Here is a 16,857-nt window from a genome sequence, read left to right as displayed (position 1 = left end):
TGGGAAAGAGACTTCCAATGATACGGATTATCTGACAGATGTGCTTTCAAATGATGCCGTCAGGTTTGTGAATGACGCCTCTAAAAAGGATGAACCATTCTTTTTGTACTTGGCCTATAATGCACCTCATGCTCCTATGGAAGCTATTGAGGAAGATCTAGCGGAGTTTTCTGATATTAAAGACCATAAAAGAAGAACCTATGCCGCCATGGTGTATGGATTAGATAGGGGAGTTGGAAAACTGGTGGAAGAATTAAAAAGAACCCATCAATACAACAACACCCTCATTGTGTTTTTAAGTGATAATGGCGGAGACACCTCTCATGGAGCTTCTAATTTGCCATTGACAGGTAGAAAAGGAGATACCAATGAGGGAGGCTTTAGAGTTCCCATGTTTTTTCACTGGCCAAATGGTATCAAAAGTAACGTAGTCTACGAACACCCCGTTTCGGCATTGGATCTGTATCCTACGTTCGCTGCATTGGCTAAAGCTAAGATACCAGAGGGTAAAGTATTGAACGGAAAGGATGTTTTGAAAAGTATTAATAGCAACAAAAGTGCTCGTAAAGATGAAATGATTTTTGCGATGCGTCACCGTTCAGGATATAGCGATGTCGGCGTAAGGAAAGATAATTGGAAAGCTTTAAAAACTGGAAACGATGAATGGAAACTCTTTGACCTAAAGCATGATATTTCGGAACAAAAGGATTTGAGTATCCAGCATCCTGAATTATTAAAAGAAATGGTTCAGAGTGCTCAAAACTGGAGTAAGACACATACAGCACCTCGTTGGTTTGACCCACAAGAGCTGCGTCAAATATGGGAAGAAAAGGAAATGGGCAAATTTCAAGAAACCTTTGTCTTGAAAGATTTAAGGTAATATAAGATAATCTAAAGTCAATTGACGCGAAGCCCTTCGGCTCAATTAGAACTTACTTTGTTATAAAATAAATTCAAGATAATAGCTCTATTAAATGCCTGGAGTCAGGTTTTAGTAAACTTTAAAAGTCACCCATTGAAAATGAAAAAAATAATTTTGCTTTTCGCAAGTATGTTTTCACTGCAAGCAGCAATAGCCCAAAACGCAGGGATTATCAATAATACAGCCAGCCCCAATGTTAAACTTAAAAGTATTGACATTGGCGATTGCCAGTGGACCGAAGGTTTCTGGGCAGACAAATTCAAGTTGGCTGAAACGGTCATGGTGCCTTATATGGGTGAGGTATTAAAAGGCGATATTGGACATGGGCTTAATAACTTTAAAATAGCTGCCGGTTTAAAAGAAGGTAAGCATGAGGGTTTTGCTTGGCACGACGGCGACTTCTACAAATGGATGGAAGCGATGAGTTATGTGTATGCTCAAAACAAGGATCCAAAAATTCAGAAAGAATTGGACGAGATTATAGCCATTATTGCTAAAGCCCAAATGGCGGATGGTTATCTTCAAACTCAGATTCAGCTTAACCCAAATGTTGATAGATTTGAAAATAGAAGATACCATGAAATGTATAACAGTGGTCATTTATATACCAGTGCATGTATTCATAACCGTGTAACGGGTCAAACCAACTTTCTGGATATTGCTATAAAGCATGCTGATAATCTATATTCGGTATTTATGCCAGAAAGTCGCAATTATGGCCGATTCGGTTTTAATCAGACTCAGATAATGGGCTTAGTGGAACTATACAGAACCACCAAAGACCAGCGATATTTAAAACTTGCCGAGAAGTTTATCAATAACAGAGGAAAATACGGAATCGATGAAAATGCGGCTACCAAGGGTTATCCGGTAGGGGATATGGTTCAAGAAAGAACGCCGCTGCGTGAATCTACAGAAGCGGTAGGGCATGCCGTACTGGCACTTTATTATTACGCGGGTGCTGCAGATGTGGCCGCAGAAACGGGAGAAGTGGCATTACTATACGCTCTAGATAGGCTTTGGGATAATGTTACCAATAAGAAAATGTATGTTACTGGAGCAGTAGGTCAAACACATTATGGGGCGTCTACCAATAGAGATAAAATAGAAGAGGGATTTATAGACGAATACATGATGCCTAATATGACAGCCTATAACGAGACCTGTGCCAATATCTGTAACTCCATGTTTAACTACCGCATGTTGGGCTTAAAAGGAGAGTCAAAGCACGCCGATGTGATGGAGTTGGTACTTTTTAACAGTGCTTTATCTGGGATAAGTGTCACAGGCAAGGAATACTATTATGCCAATCCTTTAAGAAAGATAGAAGGCTCTAGAGATTATTCCAAAATGAATACAGAGTATGCAGAGCGTCAGTCGTATTTGGAGTGTTTTTGCTGTCCACCTAACTTGGTTCGTACCATTGTGCAAGTGTCAGGATGGGCTTATAGTTTGTCAAAAAACGGTATAAGTGTTAACCTATATGGTGGTAACAAATTAAAAACAAAATTATTGGATGGTTCTGCGTTCGAGATGACCCAAGAAACGGATTACCCTTGGAAAGGTGCCGTAAAAATGACTATCCAGGCCTGTAAAGAAGCACCTTTCGATATGCTAGTAAGAATTCCAGACTGGGCAACGGGTTCTAACATTAAAATCAACGGGAAAGATGCGAGTATTAAAACGGTGGCAGGAACTTATACGACCATAAACCGCAAATGGAAAAAAGGAGATGTAATTCAGCTGGATATGCCCATGGAAACGAGTTTGGTGCAGGGGAATGATAGAATAGAGGAAGTTAGAAACCAAGTAGCAGTAAAACGTGGCCCTGTGGTTTATTGTATGGAGTCTCCTGACTTGCCAGAAAATGTAAAAATAGTTGACGTTTATATGAATGGTGACGCTGAGTTTAAACCTGACTACCAATCAGACTTCCTAGGTGGTCTTACTACTTTGAAAACCGAAGTCATGCTAAGAACAGATAAAAGGGAAGGGATGTATACCAAGGTTTCAAAGCCTGTTTTTGAGCCTTTCAAAACGCAAATGGTTCCTTACTATGCATGGAGCAATAGGGGGCAGGCAGAGATGTCGGTATTCTTGCCCGTGATTTGGAAATAGGAGTTTAAATAAACAGACCTTAAACGAATTCTTTATAATAAAAAATAAGCCCAACATGAAAAAAGTAAATATGCTCATATTGGGCTTATTGATATTTACATCGCAGCTGTTTGCACAAAAGCAGCCAAATATTCTATTTATTGCAGTGGACGACCTCCGTCCAGAATTAGGCTGTTATGGTTCTCCAATAGCCAAGACACCTAATTTCGACCGATTGGCTGCCCAGTCTTTGCTCTTTAATAGAGCATATTGTCAGCAGGCCATTTGTAGCCCGTCTAGAGCTAGTATGATGACAGGTGCAAAACCAGAGTCTATCAATGTCATAGAAAACTTCTCTTATTTTAGAGATATTAATCCAGACATTATCACCTTGCCACAGCAGTTAAGGGCTCATGGTTATGAAACCGTCTTTTCTGGAAAGATATTCCATCCAGGTTATACTGATGACGAAAAATCGTGGAGCAGAAAAGAAGCTAACGTAAAGTTTGATGCTTCGTTACCTATGCTTATAGGTGGTTATGCTTCACCAGAAAATCAGGCTATTTTTATAAATAATAAAAAGGCCATAGAGGCGAGTAACAGTGAAGACGGTAAATATGGCTTGGGACGTGGCCCTGCCTTTGAAAGTTATGATGTTCCAGACCTCACTTATCCAGACGGTCAAAATACCGAAATAGCGATTGCCACTTTAAAAGAGTTGGTTCAAAATCCAGAGAAACCATTTTTTTTAGGCCTAGGCTTTAAACTCCCACACCTGGATTGGATTGCCCCTAAGAAATATTGGGATTTATATCAAAGAGCGGAAATTCCGCTGGCAGAATATGATTATCCGCCCAAAGACGGTGCTGCGGTAGGTCTGCATGCTTCGTTTGAACTAAGAGCTCGCTCTGGGATACCAAAGTATGACAAAATAGATACGGAGCTGGCACTAACTTTAAAGCATGCGTATCTGGCTAGCGTTAGTTATGTGGATGCCCAGTTAGGACGTATGCTGGATGCCTTAGAGGCTTCCGGGCAAAAAGACAATACCATAATAATATTATGGAGCGACCATGGCTGGCATCTGGGCGACATGGGCGTGTGGGGTAAAGCCACCAATTATGAAATAGGAACCAGAGTTCCTCTCATGATTTCCACGCCACAAATGCCCAAAAATGTAAGAGGGCAAAAGACAGATGCCATTGTAGAGCTTTTAGATATATTTCCAACGCTTTGCGATTTAACCCATACTTCCAAACCGTCCCATTTGGAAGGAAAGAGTTTAGTGCCCCTGTTAGAAAATGCGAATACCAAGTGGAAAGAGTCGGCATTTAGTCAGTTTCCCAGTCCTGCTTTAAGAGAATGGGCCGCCAATCCGCTATCTGAAGGTATGCGAAAGACCTATTTTGGGGCTTTAATGGCGGATTTAGAAGTAAAGATTGAAGAACAGGAAAAGGAGAAATGGGATAGAGACTTATTTGAAAACCACTTAATGGGTTATGCCATCCGCACAGACCGTTATCGTTTTATAGCTTGGAAAGATAGAAGGAACCCAGACTCTGAGCCCGTATTCCTTGAACTTTATGACCATAAATATGACTCAAAGGAAACGGTAAACATTGCTTTACAAAGAAAAGGGGTCTGTAAAAAGCTGCTGTCGCAAATAAAAGAGGAGTACAAATGACCTTTTTACTATAAGCTCAATCACAAATCATAGCTGTATTATTTGCTTATATACTATATATAGGAGAAGGATACAGCTATATATTTTATGCTCTTTAAAAGAGGTAAGCATATTTGAGTAATTTGGACAAAAAAGGATATTGCAATTACATTTACTGTTTTTGGCAATATTAAAATACATTTTTCTTCTTGAATAAATTTCTGGTGCGTGCCAAACGGCTGCGTTTTTTGGGTCAAATATTTAAAATGGCCACAATTTTTTCTACTCCCCTTAATTTTTTTTGAAGTTTTCTAAGTGCCTTAGCGGTGAAGCTTGAAAACGCCCCCCTTTAATAATGTATTGATTATGAGCCCCTAATGCATGATAAATGAACGACAAATACCTGAAGTTTGTCTATTTTCAGGTACGTAAGTCACTGGTTTATAACAATTTACGTAGGTGTGTTTTTTCTTTTGTGAGGCTGAATTGGCACGATGTTTGAAATTAATCAATCAGACTTCATTGCTACTTATGAAATAGTAATTGCCATGGATGTATTTAAATATTAAATATATAAACGTAAAAAAAATGAAAAAAGAATTAGGACTACTTACTTTCGCTCTAGGAACGCTTTTATCAATGACAGGTTTTGCTCAAGACTCAGAAACAGACAATCATGTAATAACCATTAAAGTACCAGATGTTGCTTTACTAGATTTAGAAACTACAGTTTCTAAAAGCTTTGACGCTGAATTTATCCAAGAAGATAATGAAGCCGGTGAAAAAATAAAGGACGCAGATGATAATTCGGATACTTGGTTAAACTATTCTTCTATTCTAACAGGAGAAACATTAAGAAGTGTTTTTGTAAAAGCTAGTGTATTGGTAGCCGGAATAGATATTAGTGTGAATGCTGCTGCTGCTGCTACTGGTGCAAAGGGTACTTTAGGTACCACCGCTGGTAAAAAGACATTAACTTTAGCAGACCAAGAAATGATTACTGGAATAGGCAGTGCCTATACAGGAACAGGAAACGATAAAGGCCATAAGTTGACCTATACATTTGAGGCTTTAGATGATAGCTATGGCTCATTAAGAGCAGATAACACTGACGTTACGGTGACCTATACGCTTGGAGATTCTTTATAGCATTATTTAAGAACTGGCGGGCTTTGCTGCCTTGCCAGTTCTTTCTCTTTTAACCTACTTCTTTCCTGATGAAAAAAAATATTATTCTGCTTTCACTATTATTACTAGGTGTAAGTCAGTCTCTTAGGGCTGCTGTTGTTATTTTAAACGGGCTTACGCATGTACATCCCATAGGCGTAAATCAAAGCATTAGCGGAAGTGTGGTGCTCAGGAACGAGTCTGATGTGCCTAAAAGGATTATCATCTATAAAGAGGATGTCACTGCTAACTGCGGACAAGATATCAAATACGGAGGGGGATTTCATATGCGTTCGCTTACCAAATGGTTAAGTACCACAGTAGATGAGAAAACACTGCAACCTTTAGAAGAGTTTACCCTGTTTTATACCATAGACGCACCAGCCGAGATGGAAAGTGGATCTTACTGGACTGTACTGATGATAGAAGGGGCCAATCCAGTAAATGAAGTTCAGCCTAATGGGGTTTCTGTAAATTCTGTGATGAGGTACGCCGTTCAGATCATTGGTGATAATGGCACTTCAGGAAAATCTGGTCTACTGGTGAGCGACTTAAGCATGAATGATGTCAGCGATTCTACTAAAATGATGCATGTAACGGTTAAAAACGACGGAGTATTTTCTGAGAAAGTCAAATTATACCTGGAAGTATATGATGAAGATGGTAATCATGTTGAGACCTTTAAAACACTCAGCAGAAGAATATATCCTGACATGTGTTCCTCTTATTCCTTAAAATTATTTGGCTTATCTAAAGGTAGATATGAGTCGGTTCTGGTCATGGACAACGATAAAGATCTTTTTGCCTCTAATATCTCTTTAGATATTGATTAGTTCATCCAGTGCTCTTTCCTATAAAATTCTTAATTGTAAAGATTGAAAAATGTCGTTTACATATTATTTCTTACGCTTATCCGGTTTTGTGCCTTTGGTCAAAATCTGGAGAATATCCGCATTGTAAATAAACTTGAAAACGTAAAACCTGGTGCGTACTTTTCTTTATTTATTGAAGTTGATCGTAGTTTTCATGAATCTTTTCCAGAAAATGAGTCCGTTCTAAAGATTCCAGAGGGTTGGAGCATTCTTTCAGAAAAAATATTAAATAAGGAGACTGGAGTGCGGTATATGTATACCATTACCACCTCCAAAGAAACGGCCTCTAAGTCCCATTTCTTAAGTTTTGGACTCTACATCAAAGGCAACATTATTGCTTATAAAAGTATTGAAGTTAAGATATCAGAAACGTACTTTTTGGAGATCATTCCATTGGAAAAGAAAGAGTATGTGATAGAGGGAGATACCTTAGTGACTTCTTTTTTAATTCAAAATCTGGGAAATGCCTCGGAGAAAGTTTTTTTAAGTAGTACAACGGGTCGCTTAGTATCAGATACTTTAACCATCCAACCCAATGCCAGTAAAGTAGTAAAGGTGACGCAAATAGTACCCTTTACGAAACAAACAAGCTGGCATATATCATCCGATATCCACTTAAAAGTAGCAAATAGAATTCCCTTGTTTCAGGTGGTTTCTATTCCCGTCTATACGGATAGACAAAAAAAACTAGATAATCATTTGAGATTACCTATAGTGGCAGGTCTTAATTATGTCAACTACAAACTTGGGAATGTCAACTTTAGTGCATTACAATTTGATGTAAGCGGAAAAGGCCATTTAGACTATGGAAAGAAACACTATGTAGATTTTGTGGCTTTGGGTCCAAGTAATACATCCCTACCAACCCTTGGGGGCTATAGCCAATACTCCGCTCTTTATAAGTACAAAGAACAAAGTATAGTTACACTGGGCGATTATTCCAACCACGTTTCAAACTTGTTGGAATTTGGACGTTTTGGAAGAGGGGTAAAGCTAGAACAAAAAATAAATAATAATACGGTAAGTGTATTTTTTCAAAAAAGTAGATTCTCTAGCAATCAGAAATATGCTTTTGGGGGGAGTTATGAGCTGCAACTAGAGCATAAGAATAGCGTGAAATTCAATTATATGTCAAAGAAGCTGTCAGATAATGCTGGTGAATTTATGTCTAATCTGGTAAGCACTTCGGGATACTTTAATTGGAAAAATTTAGAAATAGATGCCGAGGTTAGTTTTGGTTTGGCTAAAAATAAGCTAGATATGGCCATTTATAGTAAAGCCCGATATAAGATAGGTAAATTACTGCTTCAAAATCAGCTGACAAAGGCGGGTAAAAATTATCATGGTTTTTATAACAATAGTAACTTTTTTCTTAATGCTATTAATTATCAAATCAGTAAAGAATTATTTATAGGTGTCACCAATAGCTATTCCCTTGTAAATCCTAGCCAAGATATATTTAATTCAGCCGTCTCGCCTATAAGTAAATCAAATTCCATTTTTATGAACTATACCATAAATCGGAAGAATACGGTTGCATTAAATTATACCAATCAAGAAAGGGAAGATAGGATGGAAATTTCCTCTTTTCATTATAAAGAGAGTTATGGTAATTTTTCTTATCGGTATACTTCAGAAAGGCTAGAAATTAATTCTCAAACACGTTTTGGTAAAACAGCCAATCTATTGGTATCGGATACAGAAAAAAGTAGAAAATCTTACGGCACCACTTTGCAGCCTCATGTGGCCATTACCCCTTGGCTGAATTTAGGAGGATATGCGGAATATCAACATACCAATAAATTCTCATCGGATAACAGTAGCCAAAATTTAATATATTATGGAGGAAATGTCAGCATGAATTATAAAGATTTTATACGGCTAAACTTCATGTATCGTAATAATTATGCTCCCGATGAATTGTTTGAGAAAAGAAATTATAGCAATGCCTCCTTATCTTTTAATTTCAAGAATCACTCGCTTTCTTTGGTTGGCGGACGAGCTTTTTCACCATCCATGGTGGATAAAGGGCAAAATTCCTCCTTTTTCTCTATTAAGTATACCGTTAAACTGAACCCGAGCGTAGCAAAGGACGAGAATATTGGTCAGCTGAGTGGAAAACTCATTGCATTGAATGCTGGTATACAGAAAAAAGGGATTATGGTAAGACTGGGGCCTTATACCGCTTTGACAGATTCCTCTGGGAGTTTTCATTTTAATAATATAAGTCCCAATAAATACATTTTTTCTATTCCACCGACTTTTGAACTGGCAGGTGTGGTTTCTCAAGAAAAAACACCTCTGGAGATAAATATTGTGGCTAATAGAACCGAATATTTAGAAGTGGGCTTGGTGAAAACGGGTGGAATAGCTGGTGTCCTTGACTTTAGTATAACAGAAAAATATAGTATCGCCAAGGACGGGCAAAATAAACCTACAGTCTTGGTAAAGTTAACAAATGGGGAAGAGAGTTATCTGACCACAGTGACTAAAAGCAATACTTATTCTTTCAAAGAAGTAAAGCCAGGAGACTGGAAGCTTACCATGTACATTCCTGGAAATCAGCGAGAATATGAGATTACGGACAATGTTTTAAACGTTCAGATAGCTTCGAGTAAGATAGAAATGGCTAATTTTACCTTGAGATCTATTGAACGGAAAATTCAAAGTACGGGTCAGGAGTTTCATCTGTCGTCAACCAATAAATGAAATACATATTTGGCTTACTTTTCTTAACTGGGACGCTTTTCGGGCAGTCTACGGTTGCGATTAATTTTACGCTGCCAAGTATTTCAAAAATGGATATTGAACCCTCAGGTACTGCATTGAATTTAGCACTGACTACACCTGCTGAGGCAGGCACTTCTGTTTTAGATGCTCTTAAAGATTCTTCGAAATGGCTTAATTTCACTTCTGCTGTAGGTCCTAGTACCTCAAGAAGAATAACCGCTCAGGTGCTAGAGACTAACATTAATGGGTTAAGTTTAAAAATGGGTATTGCCAACTATGCGGGTAATGGAGCTGGTGTCTTAGGAACTTCAACATCTTCAATTATCCTCAATAATAGTGCTCAAACTATTATCAATGGCATAGGTGGTGCATATACTGGTGATGGTACAGGTAAGGGTTATAATTTAAGCTATTCTTTAGAAATAGCAAATTTCAGCCAGTTGAGGAATGTGACGAAATCGTATACCGTTAAATTCACTATGTCCGACAATTAATGAGAATCATAGCCTTCCTCTTATTGGTTTTTAGTGCAATTGACCTTAGTGGTCAGAACATGGATGTAAGTCAAGGATGGACGTACGTTGTGTCAAGTACGGCCATAACGGAAGCTGGTAATGACTATAGTGGTGTATTTGAAAGCCCTGCAGATCAGACGCTTATTGATTTTAAAGGTTTGGGTGGGGTTACCGGTTATACCTTATCTGTAAAAATGAGTAGTAGCACTTGGCCTTCTGCTTTGAGTATTTGGATAAGAAGAACTGGCAGTGGTACTCAAAGTGCGTCAACCATAAGTGGTGGCACAAACTATTTCCAATTAACCACCACGAATCAGTCATTCTTCACGTCACAAGCTCTCAGTGGAACAAGGAAGGAAGTCCCGGTGCAATACCAAATTCGTGGTGCTTCTGTTTTGATTCCTGCTCAAGCCTATTCTGCGAGTATTATCTATACGGTATCAAGTTTTTAAGCTTTAAATTGGCCCTTGAGTTATCATAAAATGACAACCCTTTTAAGGTTCCAAAAAAGAAACACCATCTAAATGCTCTTTAACAGATTCCGCTAAATTCAGTTCTAAAAACTGGGACACTGTAGGGAAGATATCCACGATGGCTAAGCCGTTTTTGAATCTATCGTTTACGCTCGCTTTATTGGTGGCTATCCAGGTGGTTCTTTCTCTGTCGGTTTGTCCACCATGTCCTTTACCATCTTCTGGGCTTCTGCCATGGTCTGTGGTAATAATAAGTAGCCAATCTTCATGATGTTCTTTTTCTCTCTTTTGAATGGCAGCATAGATTTGACCCATTTGTTGGTCGGCTAGCTTTACGGCTGCAGTCATTTCTGGGCTATCACCATATTTATGGCCCATGTCGTCGGTGTATTCCAGATAAACCCATGATAGGGTAGGTGCATCTTTTTCAATGCTCCTTGCGGCTTCTTTTACCACAAGCTTGTCAATGTTCTTAATGAATTCCCTTTCATTATCGTGCGGGAAGGCGAGCGTGTCGTTTTCGTATCCATCAAAAATATAATCCAGCTTTAAGTATTCGGTTTCGGGCAGTCCTTCTCCCAAGAGTTTTGTCCTGTTGTCTTCCCAAGTGGAGTATATGCCCAATTTGATATCAGACTGGCTGTCCTTTGCCGCCTTGAAAATGCTAGGATAGCTATAGTTGGGTTCTTTGATGCTGTTCCCCCAAACATTATGTTTGTTTGCCCATGTACCCGTAAGCATGCTGTTATAGCCTACTGCAGATATAGTGGGAGATTGAGAAATACCGCCTTTCTCTCCACCTACATAGGCCCTGGCATAGGCACCCGTTTTAGCGATTTGGTCTATGTTTGGCGTGGCTGTTTTTTCTAATACATCGGCAGGAATGCCATCCAGTAACACCAAAAGGCATTTTTTCTCCTGACTGTAGCTATTTAAGAAGAAAAGAAAAAATAACAGAGCTAAAGTGGTTTGCTTCATATTGATAATTTAATAGTCGCAAAGTTCTTCTTTTGAATGTATTAATACAGTAAGTATCGCCAAAATAATAATTTCTTAATACACCGTAATTATTAAAAATGGAGGTTTAAAAAAGCAAAAGACCCTCCGAAAAGGGTCTTTTATTAAAAACTAAATTTTTAAATGCTTATTTATTCTTAAGCTTAATAAGGTTAAGAGCAGAACCTGCCTTGAACCATTCTATTTGAGCTTCGTTATAAGTATGATTAGCCAAAATGCTGTCTTTGCTTCCGTCAGCGTGAACCACTTCAATCGTGATTTGCTTTTGTGGAGCAAAATCGGCTAAATCTGTGAAGTTGAAAGTATCATCTTCTTGGATTTTATCATAATCATCTGGCGTAGCAAAAGTTAAAGCCAACACACCTTGCTTTTTAAGGTTGGTCTCGTGAATACGAGCAAAAGACTTAACGATAACCACTTTTACACCCAAATGTCTTGGCTGCATAGCGGCGTGCTCTCTAGAAGAACCTTCACCGTAGTTATGGTCTCCCACTATGATGGTAGGAATTCCAGCTGCTTTGTAAGTTCTCTGTGTATCTGGCACGGCTCCGTATTCGCCATTAATTTGACTTTTTACAGAGTTTGTTTGCATGTTAAATGCATTCACACCACCTATAAGCGTATTGTTTGCGATATTATCTAAGTGGCCTCTGAAACGTAACCACGGTCCTGCCATAGAAATATGGTCGGTAGTACATTTACCGTAAGCCTTGATTAACAATTTGGCACCATCAATATTTTTGCCATCCCAAGGAGAGAAAGACTCTAATAGTTGAAGTCGCTCAGAATCGTCTTTCACATTTATTTTTATGCCACTACCGTCCGCATCTGGCTCTAAATAACCAGCATCTTCTACGTCGAATCCTTTAGGAGGAAGCTCAAGACCTGTAGGCTCTTCAAATTTCACTTCCTCACCTTTATCGTTTATAAGGGTGTCTGTGATAGGGTTGAAGTCTAAGCGACCTGCAATAGCAACTGCTGCTACTAATTCAGGAGAACCTACGAATGCGTGCGTATTTGGGTTACCATCAGCTCTTTTTGCAAAGTTTCTGTTGAAAGAGTGAACAATGGTATTCTTCTTCTTGTCTTCCGCACCTGCTCTAGCCCACTGTCCAATACATGGTCCACAAGCGTTAGTGAATATGGTAGCATCTAGGTCTATAAAAACTTGAAGTAAACCATCTCTTTCTGCGGTAAATCTTACTTGCTCAGAACCTGGGTTGATACCAAATTCAGCTTTCGTTTTCAATCCCTTGTCTATAGCTTGTTTTGCTACAGAAGCTGCTCTAGACAAATCTTCGTAAGAAGAGTTGGTACAAGAACCAATTAAACCCCATTCTACATCTAATGGCCAATCGTTCTTGATAGCTTTCTCTGTCATTTCACCCACTGGCGTAGCCAAATCTGGTGTGAAAGGTCCGTTAAGGTGAGGTAATAAGGTAGAAAGATTAATTTCAATGACTTGGTCGAAGTATTGCTCCGGGTTGGCATAAACTTCAGGGTCACCGTTAAGGTGTTCTTTAATTTCGTTGGCAGCATCGGCTACGTCATCTCTTCCTGTGGCTCTTAAATAACGCTCCATAGACTCGTCATAACCAAATGTAGAAGTAGTGGCTCCTATCTCTGCACCCATGTTACAGATGGTTCCTTTTCCAGTACAAGACATTGAACTTGCACCTTCACCGAAATACTCTACGATAGCGTCTGTTCCACCTTTAGCGGTTAAAATACCAGCGACTTTAAGAATAACATCTTTAGGAGAAGACCAGCCAGAAAGCTTTCCAGTTAATTTAACACCGATTAATTTAGGGAATTTAAGCTCCCATGGCATTCCTACCATGACATCTACAGCATCTGCTCCACCTACACCAATGGCCACCATTCCTAGTCCACCAGCGTTTACTGTGTGAGAATCTGTACCAATCATCATTCCACCAGGGAATGCATAGTTTTCTAAAACCACTTGGTGAATAATACCTGCACCTGGCTTCCAGAATCCGATACCATATTTTCTAGAAACAGACTCTAGAAAGTTAAATACTTCGTTACTGGAATTCAATGCCGCCTGTAAATCTTTATCTGCTCCTAATTTGGCTTGAATAAGGTGATCACAGTGAACAGTTGTTGGTACAGCCACTTTTGCTTTTCCAGCTTGCATAAACTGAAGTAAAGCCATTTGGGCTGTTGCGTCTTGACATGCAATTCTATCCGGAGCAAAGTCTACATAATCTTTTCCTCTGTTGAAGGCTCTAGGTGTTTCTTCAGGAGAAAGGTGAGAGTACAATATCTTTTCAGATAGCGTCAAAGGTTTCCCTGTGATTTCTCTGGCTTTTTCTATTTTACTAGCCATTTGACTATATAGAGCCTTTATGATGTCAATATTGAATGCCATATTCTATGATTTTGAGTGTTCTAAATGTGCGGCGAAATTAATGATTTACGAATCTAGATCCTAAGTTTGCCACTATTATAACCCCGTTTAGAAAGGAATAATTTCATGAAAAGGACTCCTTGTTGAAGTCTTTTAAAGTATTTGGTCTGAATTTGGTGCTGAAGGCTTTCTAGAAAGGATTTTAAGAGTGGCTTTTATGGGATGGTATAAAAAGCAAAATCCCTCCAGTAGAGGGTTCTGCTCGCTAACTTGCTTACTTAAAAAACTGATTTAATCTTTCAATGAGGCCGTTGTTAATTTCCCCTCATTATATATAAGTTCATTATTATTGACCCTGACTATTATTTTATCAGGCATAGATTTTCCATCCAAAGAGAAAGCTAATTTCTCTGTGCCAAAATCGTCAAGGAAATAATAGGTGTCGTCTAGTTTTACTGAAACCATCCCTTCGGAGAAATCTCTAGCGGAATCGTAAATGATAGGAATAATAACCTCACCATATTGATTTATGAATCCAAATTTACCATCCATTTGAACTTTGGCTAATCCTTCATGGAAATCTCCAACACTACTAAATGTAGGTTCTATTATTTCTTTACCATCGGTGTTTATAAAACCCCACATATTATTTCTGCTCACGGCATAAAGACCGTTGTTGCTTTGGATGGCCTTATTTAGACCAGAAACTTTTACAGTTCCCTTTTTATTTATGATGCCAAATTTGCCGTCCTGAAAACATAGGGCGTGCCCATTAATAAATTCAGAAATGTTATCAAAGTTTCCTTTAGAGATAGGTGCACCTTTTTGATTTATGATTTTGGTTTTGTTTTGGTCTATTACCGTGGCAATTCCTTCCTTAAACGTAGAGGCAATGTTGTACTGGAAATCTATGATGACCTTATTGTCGGCGTTAATATATCCCCATTTGCCATCTCTCATTACGGGTGCCAAACCTTCGGCAAACCCCAGAGCAAAGTCATATTCAGGTTCAATGATGATTTCTCCATCTCTGTTAATATAACCGCTTAGGTTGTTTTGTTTTATCACTGCAGTTTCTCCAGTGAAACTCATAGCAAATTCGTAAGTATTCTTGATAACTTCGGCTCCATTGATGTCCAGAAATCCAAATTTTCCGTCTTTTTTGAATAGGGCTCTGTTGCCACTAAACGCTTCTAGATATTCGTATTTGATTTCTGTTATTGCTGTTCCATTTTTTAAGATAAACCCAAACTGGTTATTTTTTCTAACAATGGCAAAACCGTTTTCAAAATCAGAAGCATATTCATATTCACAAGGAATAAGTATTCTACCTTCTTTATTGATAAAACCATAAAGTCCGTTGATCTTTATTTTACATCTACCATCATTAAAGGAATAGCTAGCATTAAAACTAGACATAGGAAGGTAATTGTTTTCGTTGGCAAAAGTCACCAATGATGAGAGCAAAAAGACGAAAGCAATTAAGGCGGAAGTGAATTTCTTTTTCATATTCGTTTATTGTCTAGAGTACATTTAGGTAATTACCAATTACGTGCCAACAAGTGCTTTAAATGTCTTCTAAGAGGGTTTTTAGGATGAATAAGGTGTTTTGGATATGTGAATATAAACTTCAAGTATATACGTTTGCATAATTGCTTTTTTAATCGTCTTTCCGATTTATTAAAGTGAAATACCGTGCCAAACAACACGTATATACTTATTATTTTATTGAGAAAGTTTCAAATCAGTATTAATGGGTGTTTTTAAAGTATGAAAGCTAAGGTTTGCAGTCCTAGTTTAATGGGTTGTTTAGTTTAATTTGTTTAAAGCATTTCGCTGTCTTATCCAGGTTATAATTTCATTTACATTATTTGTGACCAAGAAATTGAATTATTTCCGTTTTTAAAGATTGAATCTGGTAGTAGTTCTTCTGTCAAAGTAGAGTCATAAGAAAAAGACAGTCAAAGGAAAAACGCTTTAAATTGAATTACGCTTTTGAAAAATTAATTGTTGAGCTCCGAGTAGCATAGCGAAATTGCCTAATTATAGCAGCGTTGGGCTATCGGAACTTACATGCATGATGTAACACCATTTTAACGCTTATTACGCATAATAAGGTAGTAAGACTGGCTTAAAAAGAGAAGAGGTCAGCTCCTTTATGGAACTGACCTCTTCTTTTAATTTGATATATGAGTTTAGAAACTGGCTCCAGCCACTAGTTTTCCATTTGTGAAAATCATTTGATTGTTGTTTACGCTGACAATAATTCTTTCAGGTATAGATTTCATATCTAAAGCCACCGCTAGTTGCTCCGTGCCTAGTTTATCTATAAAATAGTAGATGTCATTACTTCTCACAGAAGCTACACCTTCCGAAAAGTCGTTCGCATTTTCGTAAATAACAGGAATGACTATTTCTCCTTTTTCATTAATAAATCCATACTTACCATCTCTTTGAACTTTGGCTAATCCATCTTTAAAATCACCCACTTTACTGTAAACAGGAGAAATCATTTCGTCTCCACTGTTATTAATGAAACCCCAATTGTTATTTTGTTGGAAAGCATAAAGGCCATTACTGGACTGAATGATTCTATCCATACCAGAAAATTTGATATTTCCTTTTTTGTTCATCACTCCGAATTTGCCATCTTTAATAAATAAGGCATAACCATTAACGAATTCAGAAATGTTTTCAAAATTATAATCTGTTACTAAATCTCCTTTGATATTAATAATCGCCGCTTTCCCATTTTTTCTTACCGTAGCCCTTCCATCTTTGAAATTAGAAACGAAGTCATATTCAAAAGCTAATGCAACTTTCCCACTTTCATTGATAAATCCCCATTTACCGTTTTTAAGCACTGGAGCCAAACCTTCTGTGAAGTTCATGGCAAATTGAAATTGCTGCTTTATTATGGTATTTCCTTCTCTGTCAATATAACCAGAAAGCATATTTTCAACGACGACGGCATAATTTCCTTCAAAGCTCAATGCAGATTCAAACGTGTTAGATATTACTTCATTTCCG

General features: G+C 38.1%; 12 protein-coding genes. 8 read left to right on the top strand and 4 right to left on the bottom strand.

The features are described from left to right. The 8 genes from ACTBZY_RS19135 to ACTBZY_RS19100 all read left to right on the top strand — a co-directional run. On the top strand, window positions 1-880 hold an 880-nt coding region (locus ACTBZY_RS19135; protein WP_463047973.1), incomplete at its 5' end, for a sulfatase family protein. 141 nt (window positions 881-1,021) lie between these two features. Next, window positions 1,022-3,040 (top strand): glycoside hydrolase family 127 protein, encoded by a 2,019-nt coding sequence (locus ACTBZY_RS19130; RefSeq protein WP_463047972.1) that lies wholly within the window; start codon window positions 1,022-1,024, stop codon window positions 3,038-3,040. 55 nt (window positions 3,041-3,095) lie between these two features. Beyond that, window positions 3,096-4,703, top strand: a complete 1,608-nt coding sequence (locus ACTBZY_RS19125) for a sulfatase (protein WP_463047971.1) — start codon at window positions 3,096-3,098, stop codon at window positions 4,701-4,703. Between the two features lie 567 nt (window positions 4,704-5,270). Beyond that, complete coding sequence (locus ACTBZY_RS19120; RefSeq protein WP_463047969.1) at window positions 5,271-5,831, top strand: hypothetical protein; 561 nt, start codon at window positions 5,271-5,273, stop codon at window positions 5,829-5,831. Window positions 5,832-5,899: 68 nt separating this feature from the next. Further along, on the top strand, window positions 5,900-6,682 hold the full coding sequence (locus ACTBZY_RS19115; RefSeq protein ID WP_463047968.1) for a hypothetical protein: 783 nt from the start codon (window positions 5,900-5,902) through the stop codon (window positions 6,680-6,682). Window positions 6,683-6,724: 42 nt separating this feature from the next. Next, a complete protein-coding gene (locus tag ACTBZY_RS19110) occupies window positions 6,725-9,430 on the top strand; it encodes a porin family protein (protein ID WP_463047967.1) in 2,706 nt (901 codons plus the stop codon). Beyond that, window positions 9,427-9,945 carry a hypothetical protein gene (locus ACTBZY_RS19105; protein ID WP_463047966.1) on the top strand — a complete coding sequence of 173 codons (519 nt, stop codon included), beginning with the start codon at window positions 9,427-9,429 and terminating at the stop codon, window positions 9,943-9,945. Before ACTBZY_RS19110 ends, ACTBZY_RS19105 begins: the two co-directional genes overlap by 4 nt. Continuing rightward, complete coding sequence (locus ACTBZY_RS19100; protein WP_463047965.1) at window positions 9,945-10,418, top strand: hypothetical protein; 474 nt, start codon at window positions 9,945-9,947, stop codon at window positions 10,416-10,418. Before ACTBZY_RS19105 ends, ACTBZY_RS19100 begins: the two co-directional genes overlap by 1 nt. A gap of 42 nt (window positions 10,419-10,460) precedes the next feature. On the opposite strand, the gene ACTBZY_RS19095 is transcribed toward ACTBZY_RS19100, so the two are convergent. The 4 genes from ACTBZY_RS19095 to ACTBZY_RS19080 all read right to left on the bottom strand — a co-directional run. After that, window positions 10,461-11,417 (bottom strand): alkaline phosphatase family protein, encoded by a 957-nt coding sequence (locus ACTBZY_RS19095; protein ID WP_463047964.1) that lies wholly within the window; start codon window positions 11,415-11,417, stop codon window positions 10,461-10,463. A 166-nt stretch (window positions 11,418-11,583) separates the two neighbouring features. After that, window positions 11,584-13,848, bottom strand: coding sequence for an aconitate hydratase (locus ACTBZY_RS19090; RefSeq protein ID WP_463047963.1), 2,265 nt, complete (start codon window positions 13,846-13,848; stop codon window positions 11,584-11,586). A gap of 270 nt (window positions 13,849-14,118) precedes the next feature. Next, the gene (locus ACTBZY_RS19085; protein ID WP_463047962.1) at window positions 14,119-15,336 is read right to left on the bottom strand and encodes a WG repeat-containing protein; all 1,218 of its coding nucleotides are present in this window, start codon (window positions 15,334-15,336) and stop codon (window positions 14,119-14,121) included. Between the two features lie 686 nt (window positions 15,337-16,022). Further along, on the bottom strand, window positions 16,023-16,857 hold an 835-nt coding region (locus tag ACTBZY_RS19080), incomplete at its 5' end, for a WG repeat-containing protein (protein WP_463047961.1).

Source organism: Arcticibacterium sp. (assembly GCF_055134445.1).
Note: the sequence above shows the minus strand (reverse complement) of the source record. Positions and strands in the feature narration are given on the sequence as shown.